Consider the following 13,730-nt stretch of genomic DNA (forward strand, 5'->3'; position numbering starts at 1 on the left):
CCTACACATCCATTAATTTATCAAGCATAGGGGGATGACTCCCCCTTTATTTATTATCTTTATTTATCAGCAAGCTTCTTTTTAAGTGCAGCTAATTCATCATCGATTTTTTCGTTTTGCTGTAACTCAGCAATTTCATCAGCCAATGACTTTTTGCCTAAGTCGTACGATTCTACTTGTGATTCTAGTCCATCAATCTTAGTTTCGTAGCGCTCAAAGCGATTTAATGCATCTTCAACTTTAGAACTGTCTAATGCTTTTTTCACCTCTAGGCGTGACTCAGCTGAGCGTTGACGTAAAATAATCGCTTTTTGACGTGCTTTTGCATCCGCTAACTTGTCTTGTAGCGTACTTACTTCCTGTTGCAGCTTATCAATGTGAGATTCTATGTGACTGAGTTCATCTTCAACAGCAGCAACCGCTTGTGCTGACTTTTGCTTTTCAAGCAATGCAGCACGGGCTAGATCATCACGGTCTTTGCTCAATGCCAGCTCGGCTTTATCTTGCCATTGAGCGACTTGCTCTTTTAATGTATCGACACGACGTACTAATTCTTTTTTCTCTGCTAATGTTTTCGCAGAGGTTGAACGTACTTCAACTAATGTGTCTTCCATCTCTTGGATGATCAGACGTACCATTTTTTCAGGATCTTCTGCTTTATCTAAAATGGCATTGATATTAGAATTAACAATATCTGCAAAACGCGAAAAAATTCCCATAACATTTACCTCTGTAGTGTTTAACTTAATTGGTCTGCTGTTACTGTTACAATATGCTTGCCAACTTTATAAAACATAAAATACAGTAATATTTTCATAATGTTAAACTAAAAATACAAATTCCTTTAGTTCTCCCTAATTATGAAATACACTAACTGTTAGTAAAAATGACTAAGAGTTAGGGAATATGAGCCAATTTCGCCAACAAGATAATTTACTCGGCCAATCAGACAGCTTTTTAGCGGTACTTGATCAAGTTTCACAGCTGGCAAGTTTAGATAAACCAGTACTGATTATTGGTGAACGTGGCACAGGTAAAGAACTGATCGCCGCCCGTTTACACTTTTTATCAAAGCGCTGGGAGCAAAGCTACATTAAGCTCAACTGCGCGGCACTTAACGAAAACTTGCTTGAAAGCGAATTGTTTGGCCATGAAAGTGGTGCCTTTACCGGCGCAAGTAAACGCCACGAAGGACGGTTTGAACGTGCCAATGCCGGTACGCTATTTTTAGACGAACTAGCAAATACCTCTGCCATGGTGCAAGAAAAACTATTACGGGTAATTGAATACGGTGAATTTGAGCGAGTCGGTGGCAAACAAACCGTCAAGGTCGATACTCGCTTAGTCTGCGCAACCAATGAAGACCTTCCTTATTTAGCCGAGCAAGGTGAATTTAGAAGCGATTTACTCGACAGGCTCGCATTTGATGTAATCACTTTACCGCCACTGCGCGAACGTCAGGAAGACATCATGTTACTCGCTGAGCAATTTGCGATGAATATGGCCCGTGATTTGGACTGGCAACTATTCAGTGGTTTCACCCGCAGTGCTGTGGAAATACTGCAAGGGCATGATTGGCCAGGTAATATACGTGAACTTAAAAATGTCGTGGAACGAAGCTTATATCGCCATGGCAGTGAACATATTCCCGTTCACCAGATTATTTTAGACCCATTTGAAAGCCGCTTTAGACCTAAGCAACGAATTAAAAAACTCCCCACTAAAGCCGTAGAAGCAGCTCCTGTTGCAGTTGTAGCCAATGAACCGATAGTTGCAACAAGTACCCCGCAATTTCAGTTTCCATGTAGCTTAAAAGACCTCTCAAATGAATTTGAAATTGATTTAATAAAAAAAGCGCTTGAATATAGTCAATTTAATCAAAAGAAAACTGCAGAAGTACTTGGTTTAACGTATCATCAACTACGAGGCTATTTGAAAAAATACAACTTGTTAGATCAACAATAATAGTCAGAGGCTAAACGAGTGTATAAATTATTACTTGGTATCTTAACGGTATGCCTAACGGGTTGCTTAGATACCAAAGAAAAAACACTAGAAGAAAAGAATCAGGGCTTAGTTTATTGCGCTGAGGCTAACCCTGTGTCGTTCAATCCCCAAGTGACGACCACAGGTTCGACGATCGATATTATTGCAAATCAATTGTATGACCGTTTGATCAGTATCGATCCCGTGACCGCTGAATTTAAAAGTGAACTGGCCACTGACTGGAAAATAAGTAAAGACGGCAAGTCAGTTACCTTTACCTTGCGCAAAGGAGTGAAGTTTCATACTACTGCATACTTTACCCCAAGCAGAGAGTTTAACGCTGATGATGTAATCTTTACCTTTAGCCGTTTATTCGATGTGTATAATCCTTATCACTTTGTTGGGGATGCCAATTACCCTTATTTTCAAAGTGTCGGCATCGACCAGCTAATTCGGCAAATTGTTCGCGTGTCCGACTACCAAGTGCGCTTTGAATTATTTAATGCCGAAAGCAGTTTTTTAGCCAATATGGCAACTGATTTTGCAGTGGTTTTGTCTCGCGAATATGCCATGCAATTAAAACAGCGCGACCAAGTTAATCTTTTTGATCAATACCCTGTTGGTACTGGCCCCTATGTTTATAAAGAGTATCGCCGCGATCATTTAGTCCGCTATTATCGTAATCCTGACTATTGGAAACACCATGTAGTGCTGGAGCAGTTGGTTTACGACATCACCCCAAATGGCACCACCCGAATTGCAAAAATGCTCACTAAAGAGTGCGATGTAACCGCACACCCAAGTAGCGCACAATTAAGTATTTTAGCCCAACGCGATGACATTAACGTACAAAAAGAAACCAATCTTAATGTAGGTTATTGGGCGTTTAATACCGAGCGCCCACCATTTGACGATTTAAGAGTACGCCAAGCACTGGCCCATGCCATTGACGTTGAAAAAATCATGCAAGCAGTTTATTACGGCAACGGTATTCGTGCGCAATCGTTATTACCGCCAACATCATGGGCATATCAACCACAAGCTAAACTACCCGGATTTAACCCTGATCTAGCTAAAAAACTGTTGATTGAGGCTGGCCTTCCTAATGGCTTTGATATGACCATTTGGGCTATGCCAGTGAGCCGAATTTATAATCCTAACGCACGTAAAATGGCCGAGCTAATGCAAAGCGATTTACGAAAAATTGGTGTAAACGTCAGTATTGTTGAGTATGAGTGGAACACATTTATTCAACGCATAGGTGAACACCGCCATGACAGCGTGTTATTAGGTTGGGCTGCAGATACACCGGATCCAGATAACTTTTTTAGCCCGCTACTCAGTTGCACCGCGGCATTTAGTGGTAAAAACCCTGCGAATTGGTGTGATCCTGAATTTGACTTACTCTTGACACAAGCGCTTGATACCACCGATTTAGCCAAACGAAAAGCCTATTATCAACAAGCACAAGCGATGATAGTGCGTGAACTACCTTTATTACCACTTGCCCACGGTATGCGTTTTCAAGCAAGTAGTGCCGATGTAGAAGGTATTCCACTTGGCCCATTTGGCGCAATTTCCTTAGCCAACGCGAGGAAAAAATAATGGTGTTAAATTATATTTTCCGCCGTTTAGGCTTACTGTTATTTATGATGTTTACCTTGAGTGTATTTACATTTTCACTCAGTTATTTATTTCCCGGCGATCCGCTTAGTAATTTAAGTGGTATCAGTAATACCAGTTTTTCACAAACCAGTGAACTACAAGAAAAATATCACTTTAACGATAATTATTTAATGCAATATTTTGCTTTTATTGCGCGTATTGTGCAAGGCGACTGGGGCGTGTCGTTCGCTTCGGGCGACAGCGTATTTACTCATATTATCGAGCTATTCCCAGCCACGTTAGAGCTAAGTATTTATGCGTTAATTATTTCTGTTGTGGTTGGCGTTCCGGCAGGTATCTTGGCGGCGGCCTATCATCGGCGCTGGCCAGATAAACTGGTTAACTCCACAACATTAGTGGGCTACTCAATGCCGGTATTTTGGTTAGCTTTGCTGCTGATCATGGTGTTCTCATTACAACTAGGTTGGTTCCCGATGTCAGGGCGAATGGGCTTACTGTACGAGATCCCCTCCCAAACTGGCTTTATTTTGATTGATATTGTATTAGCAGACTTTCCTTATTCTGGTCTAGCAATGCTTGATGCTCTGCATCATTTAACCCTGCCGACCATTGTTCTGGCAATGTACCCTACAACTGTATTAGTGCGCTTTACACGAGAGTCAATGTTACATGTGCTTGAGCAAAGTTTTATTAAAACTGCCCGAGCCAAAGGCTTAAACCGTGCCCAATTAATTATGCATCATGCCTTACGTAATGCCTTGTTACCGGTTATAAAGCAAATTGGTTTGCAGTTTAGTACCTTGATCACTCTGGCGATGATCACTGAGGTGATTTTTTCATGGCCCGGTGTTGGCCGTTGGTTAATTGATAGTATTTATCAACGAGACTACCCTGCCATTCAAGGTGGCTTATTAGCGGTATCGATGTTTGTAATTCTGGCGACTATTATTGCAGAATTAACCTATACCTTGTTCGACCCGCTGTCACGGAATCAAGCGCATGGCAAAGTTTAATTTATTTTCAGAAGAGTCAAACAAATCGCCATTAGCGCGATTTTGGCGCAAATTTAAATCCAATCATCCTGCCTTAGTGGGGTTATGGATTTTTATCGCCTTTGCTATTTTAGCTGCGGCTGCGCCACTGATTGCACCATATGGAGTAAACCAGCAACACAGTGATGCGTTACTTATTCCTCCATCGTGGCATGAAATGGGCGATGTACGTTTTATACTCGGTACTGACGACTTAGGTCGCGATGTACTCTCACGGCTTATGAATGGCGCAACTTATACCTTTGGCTTATCAGTCATTGCTGCGCTGATCACCACCATCATAGGTGTGTTAGTAGGCACATTTGCCGGCATTAGCCGAGGTATTCGCTCAAGCTTTTTAAATCATCTACTTGATATAACCTTATCAATACCGTCTTTATTGTTAGCGATTATTATTATTGCGATATTAGGCCCAGGCCTGATGAATACCGTGTGGGCAATTATTTTAGCGCTATTACCGCAATTTATTCACTCGGTGCGTAACCTCATCGTCACTGAGCTTAATAAAGATTACATTACTGCATTTAAGCTTGATGGCGCATCGAATTGGCATATTCTCTCGCGCGGGATTTTTCCAAATATTTATGAGCATATTGTGGTTATTTTTACGATGGCATTATCGACCGCTATTTTAGATATTTCCGCTTTAGGCTTTTTAAAACTAGGGGCACAACCACCAACCACAGAGTGGGGGGCAATTTTAGCTGAAAACCTGGGTTTAATTTATTTAGCACCTTGGACCGTTGGCTTACCTGGGGTGTTACTCTTTTTAGCCGTGCTGTCGACCAACTTAGTGGGCGACGGGCTACGCCAAGTGCTCAAAGCACGTAAGGCTGATTAAATGCAATTACTTGATATACGAAATCTGACCATAGAGCTGCGCACCTCTGATACCGTTATTCGCGCCGTAGATAGAGTGAACTTGAGCCTCAAAGAAGGTGAAGTACATGCATTAGTGGGCGAATCTGGCTCAGGTAAAAGCTTAATTGCTAAAGCCATTGTGGGTGTATTAAATAAACGCTGGCACATCACCGCCGACCGTATGCATTGGCGCGGTGTGGATCTAATGCGCTTATCAAGCGAACAACGGCGTAAAATTGTAGGCAGTGACATCGCAATGATTTATCAAGATCCCAGTCGTTGTCTTGATCCTACCGCAAAAATATTTGAGCAAATAGCCGAAACGCTCCCTGAAATAGCAAACTCCGGGTTTTTCTTAAAGCGTAACCGCGAACGTAAAGACCGAGTAAAAGCGCTGATCCACAAAGTGGGCATTAAAGATCACGAAAAAGTACTATCGAGCTACCCTCACGAACTATCAGAAGGCGTATGTCAAAAGGTCATGATTGCTATGGCCATTGCTCGTACACCTAAGTTACTGATCGCCGATGAGCCAACTACAGCTCTTGAAAGTACCACACGAGCACAGGTATTCCGGTTATTAAAAAGTTTAAATCAACTTAAAAACATGTCAATTTTAATGATCTCCCATGAACTTGAAGAAATCATTAATTGGTCTCATTGCATGCATGTACTTTACTGCGGGCAAATGGTTGAAGCAGGTCCAACCCAGCGTATTTTTGCCCAGCCTCGCCACCCTTATACACAAGCATTATTAAAAAGCTTACCGGATTATGAGCAAGGGCTTGCCCATAAAGAACCTTTTTATGCACTAAAAGGGACAATCCCAACCTTACAGCATTTACCTATAGGCTGTCGCCTTGGTCCTCGCTGTCCGCAGGCACAAAAAGCTTGTGTGGTAACACCGCCTTTAACTAAACAACATGGTCATAGTTATGCGTGTCATTTCCCTCTCATTAAGGTGATGAAATAATGCAACCTCTGTTAAAAGTGCAAGCCTTGTCAAAAAGCTTTAACCTGCGTGCAGGGTTATTTTCACGTAAGCGTTTTGAGGTATTAAAAAACATCTCGTTTTGTTTAGAGCAAGGTGAAACACTGGCTATTATTGGCGAAACTGGCTCTGGTAAAAGTACCCTAGCAAAATTACTCGCTGGAGCAGACAGCGCAGATGCTGGGCAAATCCTACTCGATGGCAACATCATCGAAAACAAAGGCGTTCGCGATCAGCAATGCCGCCATATTAGAATGATTTTTCAAGACTCCGAAGCCTCGCTAAACCCAGGTTTAACGATCGGCGATATGCTCGACGATTGCCTGCAATATAATACTTCTTTGGATAAAGTAACTCGCGCTGAAAAAATCACCGCAACACTGTCTAAAGTAGGTTTATTAAACGACCATCAGTATTACTACCCACATATGTTCAGTGGCGGTCAGCTGCAACGTGTCGCTCTAGCACGTGCATTAATACTAGACCCTAAGGTTGTGGTACTTGATGAAGCATTATCGTCTCTGGACCCTTCTGTACGCGCACAAACCGTCAACCTGCTACTCAAGCTTCAACAGGACACGGGTCTCAGTTATATCTTGATCACTCACCACTTAAGTTTAGTACGCCACATCAGCGATCAACTTGTAGTACTCGATCACGGTGAAATTGTTGAATACGGTAGAACCGAGGATGTATTCCAAAAGCCAAAATCAAAAGTCACTCAGAAGTTGTTGAGTTGCTAAAAAAAGGTTCTAGGTTCTAGGAAAAGCCAGAGCAGTTAAGGGATATATATCTATCGCTGTTTGTGGTTAAAAAACGAAAGCCAATAGTAAAGCGGATTTATCAACCGCTTTATGCGAAATGAGAACATCGTATTTGGGATAGTGCTTACGTTTAACTCAGAAATAGTAGGTTCTGGAAAAATAGAACCTTAATCAACTCCAAACAGTCTGAAAAATCATCTATTTGTTGGCTTGGTTGGAAACAGGTTCTTGGTGATTACTAAAATTACGCCGAACACTTCCGCTAATGTACCACCCATATATAAATTTAACGACCATTCATCAAAAGCCAGCCAACCAAATCCTACGCAAAAAAATACAATATTCATCACGATAAGTTGGCCTATAAGTATTTTAATAAACCAATTTGCATAGGATTTTTTTAATTCTCTGTCTGCTTTTGAATCTTCAACTTTCTCTGAAACTAAAGGATCTGTCGGGGTAGTTTTACTTTTATCTTGCAGGCTCGCTTTTATTAACGATGCTAAATTTCCCTTTTCTTGTACCGTCATTATAAAAGCCTCAATGCTTTTAATCTATGCTTAAGCGCCTCATGAGAAACCCCGAAATACATTGCTAAATTAAAATGATTTTTACCTGAACGCAATAATTTTTTTAAAATTGCTTCAGGCATTAATAAGTTAGCTGCGAACTGATTTGCAAATATTTCATCAGCATCAGTTCCGTTTGAAGCATTTGGGCCTCTTAAGTCAACATACTCATATTCAAGGCTTTCATCGTTAGACTCAATCCTGGAAACATAATGACCTAATTCATGTGCGCAGGTAAATCGTTTTCGGTTACTGTGATCAGCATAATGTAAAGCGATGATCGGATCAGCACCAGCCTCTTTAATCAAGGCGCCGGAAACACTAGGTGGGAGTTCTGTATCCAAAACTTGTAATCCCATTTTTTTAGCTATCGAGACAGGATCAACAGGAAAGTCCTGATTAAGCCAAAGTGTTTCAAGTACTTTGTTAGCTTCAGTTTGTGGATTCAAGTTCATATAATTTCCTCAACTAGAAATTTCTGTTGTGTTTATACAGATAAAAGCAAAAATACGTCAATTACACTGATAATATATACAGTAGTTAAGATTCAATTTTTTGCCAACATACATTTTAACACTATCACATAATTCTTAGTGTGTTTTTCTGCCATTCTAATATCAATAATAATTGTCACAACTGCTATTTAAAACTTCACAGGCGCAAAGGCTTTCGTTGCACGCTACCCAATTTTGTAAACTAAACTCGAACCTAGCACCTTTAACCTAGTACCTTTAGCCTTTAACCTTTCACCTTTCACCTTTCACCTTTCACCTAGTACCTAGTACCTAGTACCTATATATTCTACCCACAAAAAAAGCGCCATTAGGCGCTTTTTTCGGTTTGCTTAATTAAGCATTACTCTGTGGCGGCTTGCGCTTTAGGTAAGTTTAATTCTGCATTTGCTTTTAAAGCTTCAATGAATACCATGTAGTTTTTGTTAACTTGGGCCATAGTAATATTTTGCTTAAGCTGTGCGTCAATTTCGTCTTCAACAGTAGCGTTAGTCACTGTTTTAAGTGCTACGATTGCCGCGTCACCGTTGTTTAGGTCAACTTTTTCAACTACTGGTGTGTCAGTTGGGTGTGCCATTTTAAAGGCATGTTGAACGATTGCAGGCGAAACAGTGTAAGCTTGACGGGTTAGTGCCGCTTCTTGACGAAGTTCTAAGCTTTGCTCAGTTACTAGGTCATTTAAGCTCTTGCCAGCTTCAATTTCAGCATATAGTGTTGTTGCTTTTTCTTTCGCAAGCTCTGAAGCTTTTTCACTAACTAAACGTGCTTTAATTTGCTCTGATACATCAGCAAGTGCTTTTGTTGCAGCTGGTACATGCTCTTTAACACGCACTAACACAACATGCTCATCGCCCACTTCGATAACTTCAGAGTTCATTTTATCTTCAAGCACATCTGGTGAGAATATTGCAGCTAATACCGCTGGTGTATTAAGCGGCGCAGGTAGAGAATTACGGTCAACTAATGCTGTTGTTTGTACTTCAACACCGGCAACTTCTGCAGCATCAACTAAGGTATCTGAAATTTCAAATGCAATAGCGCCCATTTCTGTTTGCTTTTCATAGAATGCATTTACTTTTTCAGTACGCTCAAGCTCAGCACGTAAATCAGCTTTAACAGTGTCATACGCTTTTACTTGTTGGCTCTGAATATCAGTTAACTGAATAATATGGTAACCAAACTCAGATTGTACAACGTCTGAAAAATCCCCTTTATTTGCTAATGCGAATGCCGCATCTTCAAAAGCAGGATCCATCATGTCACGTTCGATCCAATCTAAGTCACCACCCATTTCAGCACTAACGGTATCATCAGATGATGATTCTGCTAATGCCGCAAAATCACCGCCTTGTTGTAATTGTGCTAACAAGTCTTCTGCTTTGGCTTTTGCTGCATCATCATCTTCACTGTTATCAATTAAGATATGCGATACACGGCGTTTTTCAGGTTCGACGTATTGTGCTTTGTTTTGATCATAATATGCTTTAACGTCTGCTTCGCTAACATGAGTTTCAAGTGTTAAGTTAGCTGCATTTAAATCAATGTAGTTTACTGATACTTGCTCTGGCGCTAAAAACTGCGACATATTTAGATCATAGTAATCGGCAATTTCTTGCTCTGTTACTGTCACGTTTTGCTGTAAAGACTCTTTGCTGATCACGACATAGTCAATATTGCGCGTTTGCTGTTGTAGCGCAACGGCATTAGTCAGTTCGCTATTTAGAGCAAAATCGGTACCTGCAACCGCTGAAATTAGCTGGCTACGAGTCATTTCTTCACGTAAATATTCACGAAATGCGTCAGGTTGAAAGTTCATTTGACGGATAACTTGTAAGTAACGATCGTTGTTAAATTGCCCACCAATTTGGAAGTATGGCAATTCTAAAATCGCTTTACGAACACTGTCGTCACTAACACGTAAGCCAAGTTCGGCCGCTAGTTGAGTTTGCAATTCTTGTTGTACTAGACGGTCAACGACGCCTTGACGAATTTGTGCCATGTAATTTGGATCAGCAGCAATTTGTGCAAAGTATTCGCCAAATTGTTGCTCTAAACGTGCACGTTCATTTTGGAACGCACGGCTAAACTCGGTTTGGCTAATTTTAACTCCATTTACTTCAGCTACGGGCTGCTCTGTGGTTTGACCTAAGTAACCACCGATCCCTGCTAAGGCAAAAGATAAAATCACCGCGCCTAAAATAATTTTAGCTACCGGTCCTTGTGAACCTTCTCTGATTTTCTCAAGCATTTATTTATCTCTATTCTATTCGAGGCAGAAATCGCCTTGCTTATGTAAAAAAAGCGTATCTTACCAGATACGCTTTTTTACTTGAAGCAGTTGGCGAGAAAGAACGTTAATTAAGCTGTAAAAGCGATTAACTTCTTACACTACCAAACTAACTCACTAAAGAGCAGTGATTAGCTGTTACATGCATCTTTAAGCGCTTTACCTGCTTTAAAAGCTGGGATAGTCGCTGCAGCGATTTGAATTGTTTCGCCAGTTTGTGGGTTACGGCCTGAACGTGCAGCACGTTCACGTACTGAGAAAGTACCGAAACCAACTAATGCTACTGAGTCGCCATCTTTAAGAGCGCCAGAAACAGCCTCGATGAATGAATCAAGTGCACGACCCGCAGCCGCTTTAGAAATGTCAGCATCAGCTGCGATTTGATCGATTAATTGAGATTTATTCACAATATCATCCTCTTTCATTGTTATTATCAAGAGCGATTGTTTTTTAAACTAACATCACTATTTTGAAAATTTTAGAGCAAACTTTTTCATGCTCATACGATTGTAATTTTTCTTCAGCCTAGGCCACATAAGGCCTCGGCTTGAAAACCAGTGCTTAACTTATCATACCATCTAGATTTGAAAAGCCCTTTAAAGCACTTTTTTTCGCTTTTTTACTGGTTTTTTGATGTTTCGACTGAAAAACTCTCAACTGGGTGTACTAAAGCCAGTTTTAAAACCTCATCAATCCACGTAACTGGGTGAATATCAAGTCCTGCCAATACATTGTCAGGGATCTCTTTTAAGTCACGTTCGTTAATTTTTGGAATAATGACCGTTTTAATTCCACCACGATGAGCGGCTAATAGTTTCTCTTTTAAGCCACCAATTGGTAATACTTCACCACGTAAGGTGATTTCACCCGTCATCGCCACATCAGCACGTACCGGGTTACCTGTAAGACTTGATACCAAACCTGTTACCATCGCGGCGCCAGCACTTGGTCCATCTTTTGGAGTTGCCCCCTCAGGTACGTGAACATGAATATCACGTTTTTCGTAAAAATCACTGTTGATACGAAATGCATCAGCGCGATTACGTACAACTGTCATAGCTGCTTGAATCGACTCTTGCATTACATCGCCTAGTGACCCGGTGTAGCTTAGTTTACCTTTGCCTGGTACTGCGGCACATTCGATGGTCAGCAAATCACCGCCCACTTCAGTCCACGCTAAACCTGTAACTTGGCCAATGCGATCGCCGTCTTCAGCTTTACCATAATCATAGCGCTGCACACCTAAGAAATCTTCAAGGTTGTCAGCATTAATAGTGACTGTTTTAGTGCCTTTTTCAAGCAAGATATTCTTCACCGCTTTACGGCATAACTTAGATATTTCGCGTTCTAAGTTACGTACGCCCGCTTCACGGGTGTAATAACGAATAATGCCGATGATTGCACTGTCTTCGATGATTAATTCACCATCTTTTAAGCCATTGCGTTTAACTTGTTTAACAATTAAATGCTCTTTGGCAATATTCAGCTTTTCATCTTCGGTATAACCCGATAACCGGATCACTTCCATCCGATCCAATAACGGACCAGGAATGTTAAAGCTGTTTGATGTAGCAACAAACATTACGTCAGATAAGTCATAATCGACTTCTAAGTAATGATCCGCAAAATGGCTATTTTGCTCAGGATCAAGTACTTCAAGCAGTGCCGATGCAGGATCGCCACGCATATCTGATGACATTTTATCGATTTCATCTAACAAGAATAATGGATTTTTAACGCCCACTTTACTCATGTTTTGAATCAACTTACCTGGCATTGAACCTATGTAAGTACGACGGTGGCCACGAATTTCTGCTTCATCACGAACACCACCTAGTGCCATACGAATATACTTACGCCCTGTAGAACGAGCAATCGATTGACCTAATGACGTTTTACCAACACCCGGTGGACCCACAAGGCACAAAATAGGGCCTTTGAGTTTATTGGTACGCTGTTGCACAGCGAGATATTCAATGATGCGTTCTTTGACTTTATCAAGACCGTGATGGTCGCTGTCTAAAATCTTTTGTGCGCCCGCTAAGTCTTTTTTCACTTTCGAACGTTTTTTCCACGGCACATTAATTAATGTGTCTATGTATGAACGTACAACCGTGGCTTCTGCCGACATAGGCGACATCATTTTAAGCTTAGCAAGTTCAGAGTTCGCTTTTTCTTGTGCGTCATTGCTCATACCTGATTCTTCAATGCGCTTTTTCAGTGCTTCGAATTCATCTGGTACGTCGTCAAGCTCGCCTAATTCTTTTTGAATGGCTTTCATTTGCTCATTGAGGTAATACTCACGTTGCGACTTTTCCATCTGCTTTTTAACGCGGGTACGAATTTTTTTCTCAACTTGCAGTAAATCAATTTCACCTTCCATCAACGCCATTAAATATTCAAGACGTTCTGTAACATTGGTGATTTCGAGTACTTTTTGCTTTTCAGGCACTTTCAGCGGCATGTGCGCTGCCATAGTATCGGCAAGGCGCGGCGCTTCATCAATGCCACTGACCGAGGTTAACACCTCTGGTGGTATTTTTTTATTTAGCTTTACATAGCCTTCAAACTGACTGATGGCACTGCGAATAAATACATCTTGCTCTTGCTCATCGATTTCTTCTGAACCAATAAACTGCGCATTAGCAACAAAAAAGTCTTCATTATCAATAAAGCTTTCTAGTTTTGCTCGCTGTGTGCCTTCAACCAGTACTTTGACTGTGCCATCAGGAAGTTTAAGCAATTGTAATACCGTGGCTATGGTACCAACACGGTAAATATCATCTTGCTCAGGCTCATCTACGGTCGCGTCTTTTTGCGCAACAAGGAAAATTTGTTTGTCTTTATCCATTGCCGCTTCAAGGCATTTTATTGATTTTTCACGGCCTACAAAAAGCGGGATCACCATGTGCGGATATACCACGACATCGCGCAGTGCTAGCACCGGGATTTCGACTCGATCTGTTCTCTCAAGCGTCATTATTTTTCTCTTCGCTCTTCATTTATTTTAAAGATTACTCAAGTATATGGGGATAACCTAAGTAAAGTTCAACAATTTAACGCAACTGGATTAAATAAATTA

Annotated in this window: 12 protein-coding genes; 6 read left to right on the forward strand and 6 right to left on the reverse strand. The window is 41.1% G+C overall.

Translation table 11 applies throughout. The annotated features are described in order from the left end of the window. Positions 1 to 59: 59 nt before the first annotated feature. The gene (pspA, locus tag H5154_RS09665) at positions 60 to 719 is read right to left on the reverse strand and encodes a phage shock protein PspA (RefSeq protein ID WP_145241442.1); all 660 of its coding nucleotides are present in this window, start codon (positions 717 to 719) and stop codon (positions 60 to 62) included. 187 nt (positions 720 to 906) lie between these two features. Here pspA and pspF point away from each other — a divergent pair, with 187 nt between their 5' ends. Genes pspF through H5154_RS09695 form a run of 6 tightly spaced genes read left to right on the forward strand, consistent with a single transcriptional unit; the run spans position 907 to position 7,259 of the window. After that, positions 907 to 1,965 carry a phage shock protein operon transcriptional activator gene (gene pspF, locus H5154_RS09670; protein ID WP_145241444.1) on the forward strand — a complete coding sequence of 353 codons (1,059 nt, stop codon included), beginning with the start codon at positions 907 to 909 and terminating at the stop codon, positions 1,963 to 1,965. An 18-nt stretch (positions 1,966 to 1,983) separates the two neighbouring features. After that, a complete protein-coding gene (locus H5154_RS09675; protein WP_145241446.1) occupies positions 1,984 to 3,591 on the forward strand; it encodes an ABC transporter substrate-binding protein in 1,608 nt (535 codons plus the stop codon). Further along, complete coding sequence (locus H5154_RS09680; RefSeq protein WP_182718141.1) at positions 3,591 to 4,625, forward strand: ABC transporter permease subunit; 1,035 nt, start codon at positions 3,591 to 3,593, stop codon at positions 4,623 to 4,625. The genes H5154_RS09675 and H5154_RS09680 overlap by 1 nt, the downstream gene beginning before the upstream one ends. Next, positions 4,612 to 5,505: an ABC transporter permease subunit gene (locus H5154_RS09685; RefSeq protein ID WP_145241450.1), complete on the forward strand. Its 894-nt coding sequence runs from the start codon at positions 4,612 to 4,614 to the stop codon at positions 5,503 to 5,505. The genes H5154_RS09680 and H5154_RS09685 overlap by 14 nt, the downstream gene beginning before the upstream one ends. Continuing rightward, positions 5,506 to 6,498 carry an oligopeptide/dipeptide ABC transporter ATP-binding protein gene (locus tag H5154_RS09690; protein WP_182718142.1) on the forward strand — a complete coding sequence of 331 codons (993 nt, stop codon included), beginning with the start codon at positions 5,506 to 5,508 and terminating at the stop codon, positions 6,496 to 6,498. Next, the gene (locus H5154_RS09695) at positions 6,498 to 7,259 is read left to right on the forward strand and encodes an ATP-binding cassette domain-containing protein (protein ID WP_149980752.1); all 762 of its coding nucleotides are present in this window, start codon (positions 6,498 to 6,500) and stop codon (positions 7,257 to 7,259) included. The genes H5154_RS09690 and H5154_RS09695 overlap by 1 nt, the downstream gene beginning before the upstream one ends. Before the next feature lie 215 nt (positions 7,260 to 7,474). Here H5154_RS09695 and H5154_RS09700 read toward each other — a convergent pair whose 3' ends face one another. The 5 genes from H5154_RS09700 to lon all read right to left on the reverse strand — a co-directional run bounded on the left by H5154_RS09700 (position 7,475) and on the right by lon (position 13,628). Then, complete coding sequence (locus tag H5154_RS09700) at positions 7,475 to 7,810, reverse strand: hypothetical protein (RefSeq protein ID WP_149980753.1); 336 nt, start codon at positions 7,808 to 7,810, stop codon at positions 7,475 to 7,477. After that, on the reverse strand, positions 7,810 to 8,304 hold the full coding sequence (locus H5154_RS09705) for an ImmA/IrrE family metallo-endopeptidase (protein ID WP_182718143.1): 495 nt from the start codon (positions 8,302 to 8,304) through the stop codon (positions 7,810 to 7,812). The genes H5154_RS09700 and H5154_RS09705 overlap by 1 nt, the downstream gene beginning before the upstream one ends. A gap of 400 nt (positions 8,305 to 8,704) precedes the next feature. After that, entirely contained in the window at positions 8,705 to 10,609 is a 1,905-nt protein-coding gene (gene ppiD / locus H5154_RS09710; protein WP_182718144.1) for a peptidylprolyl isomerase, read from the reverse strand. A 170-nt stretch (positions 10,610 to 10,779) separates the two neighbouring features. Continuing rightward, positions 10,780 to 11,082 (reverse strand): HU family DNA-binding protein, encoded by a 303-nt coding sequence (locus H5154_RS09715; protein WP_301562686.1) that lies wholly within the window; start codon positions 11,080 to 11,082, stop codon positions 10,780 to 10,782. Positions 11,083 to 11,267: 185 nt separating this feature from the next. Beyond that, a complete protein-coding gene (gene lon, locus H5154_RS09720) occupies positions 11,268 to 13,628 on the reverse strand; it encodes an endopeptidase La (protein ID WP_145241462.1) in 2,361 nt (786 codons plus the stop codon). Positions 13,629 to 13,730: the final 102 nt, after the last annotated feature.

Origin of the sequence: Pseudoalteromonas sp. SR44-5 (assembly GCF_014163675.1) — a bacterium.
In the GTDB taxonomy this organism is placed as follows: domain Bacteria; phylum Pseudomonadota; class Gammaproteobacteria; order Enterobacterales; family Alteromonadaceae; genus Pseudoalteromonas; species Pseudoalteromonas rhizosphaerae.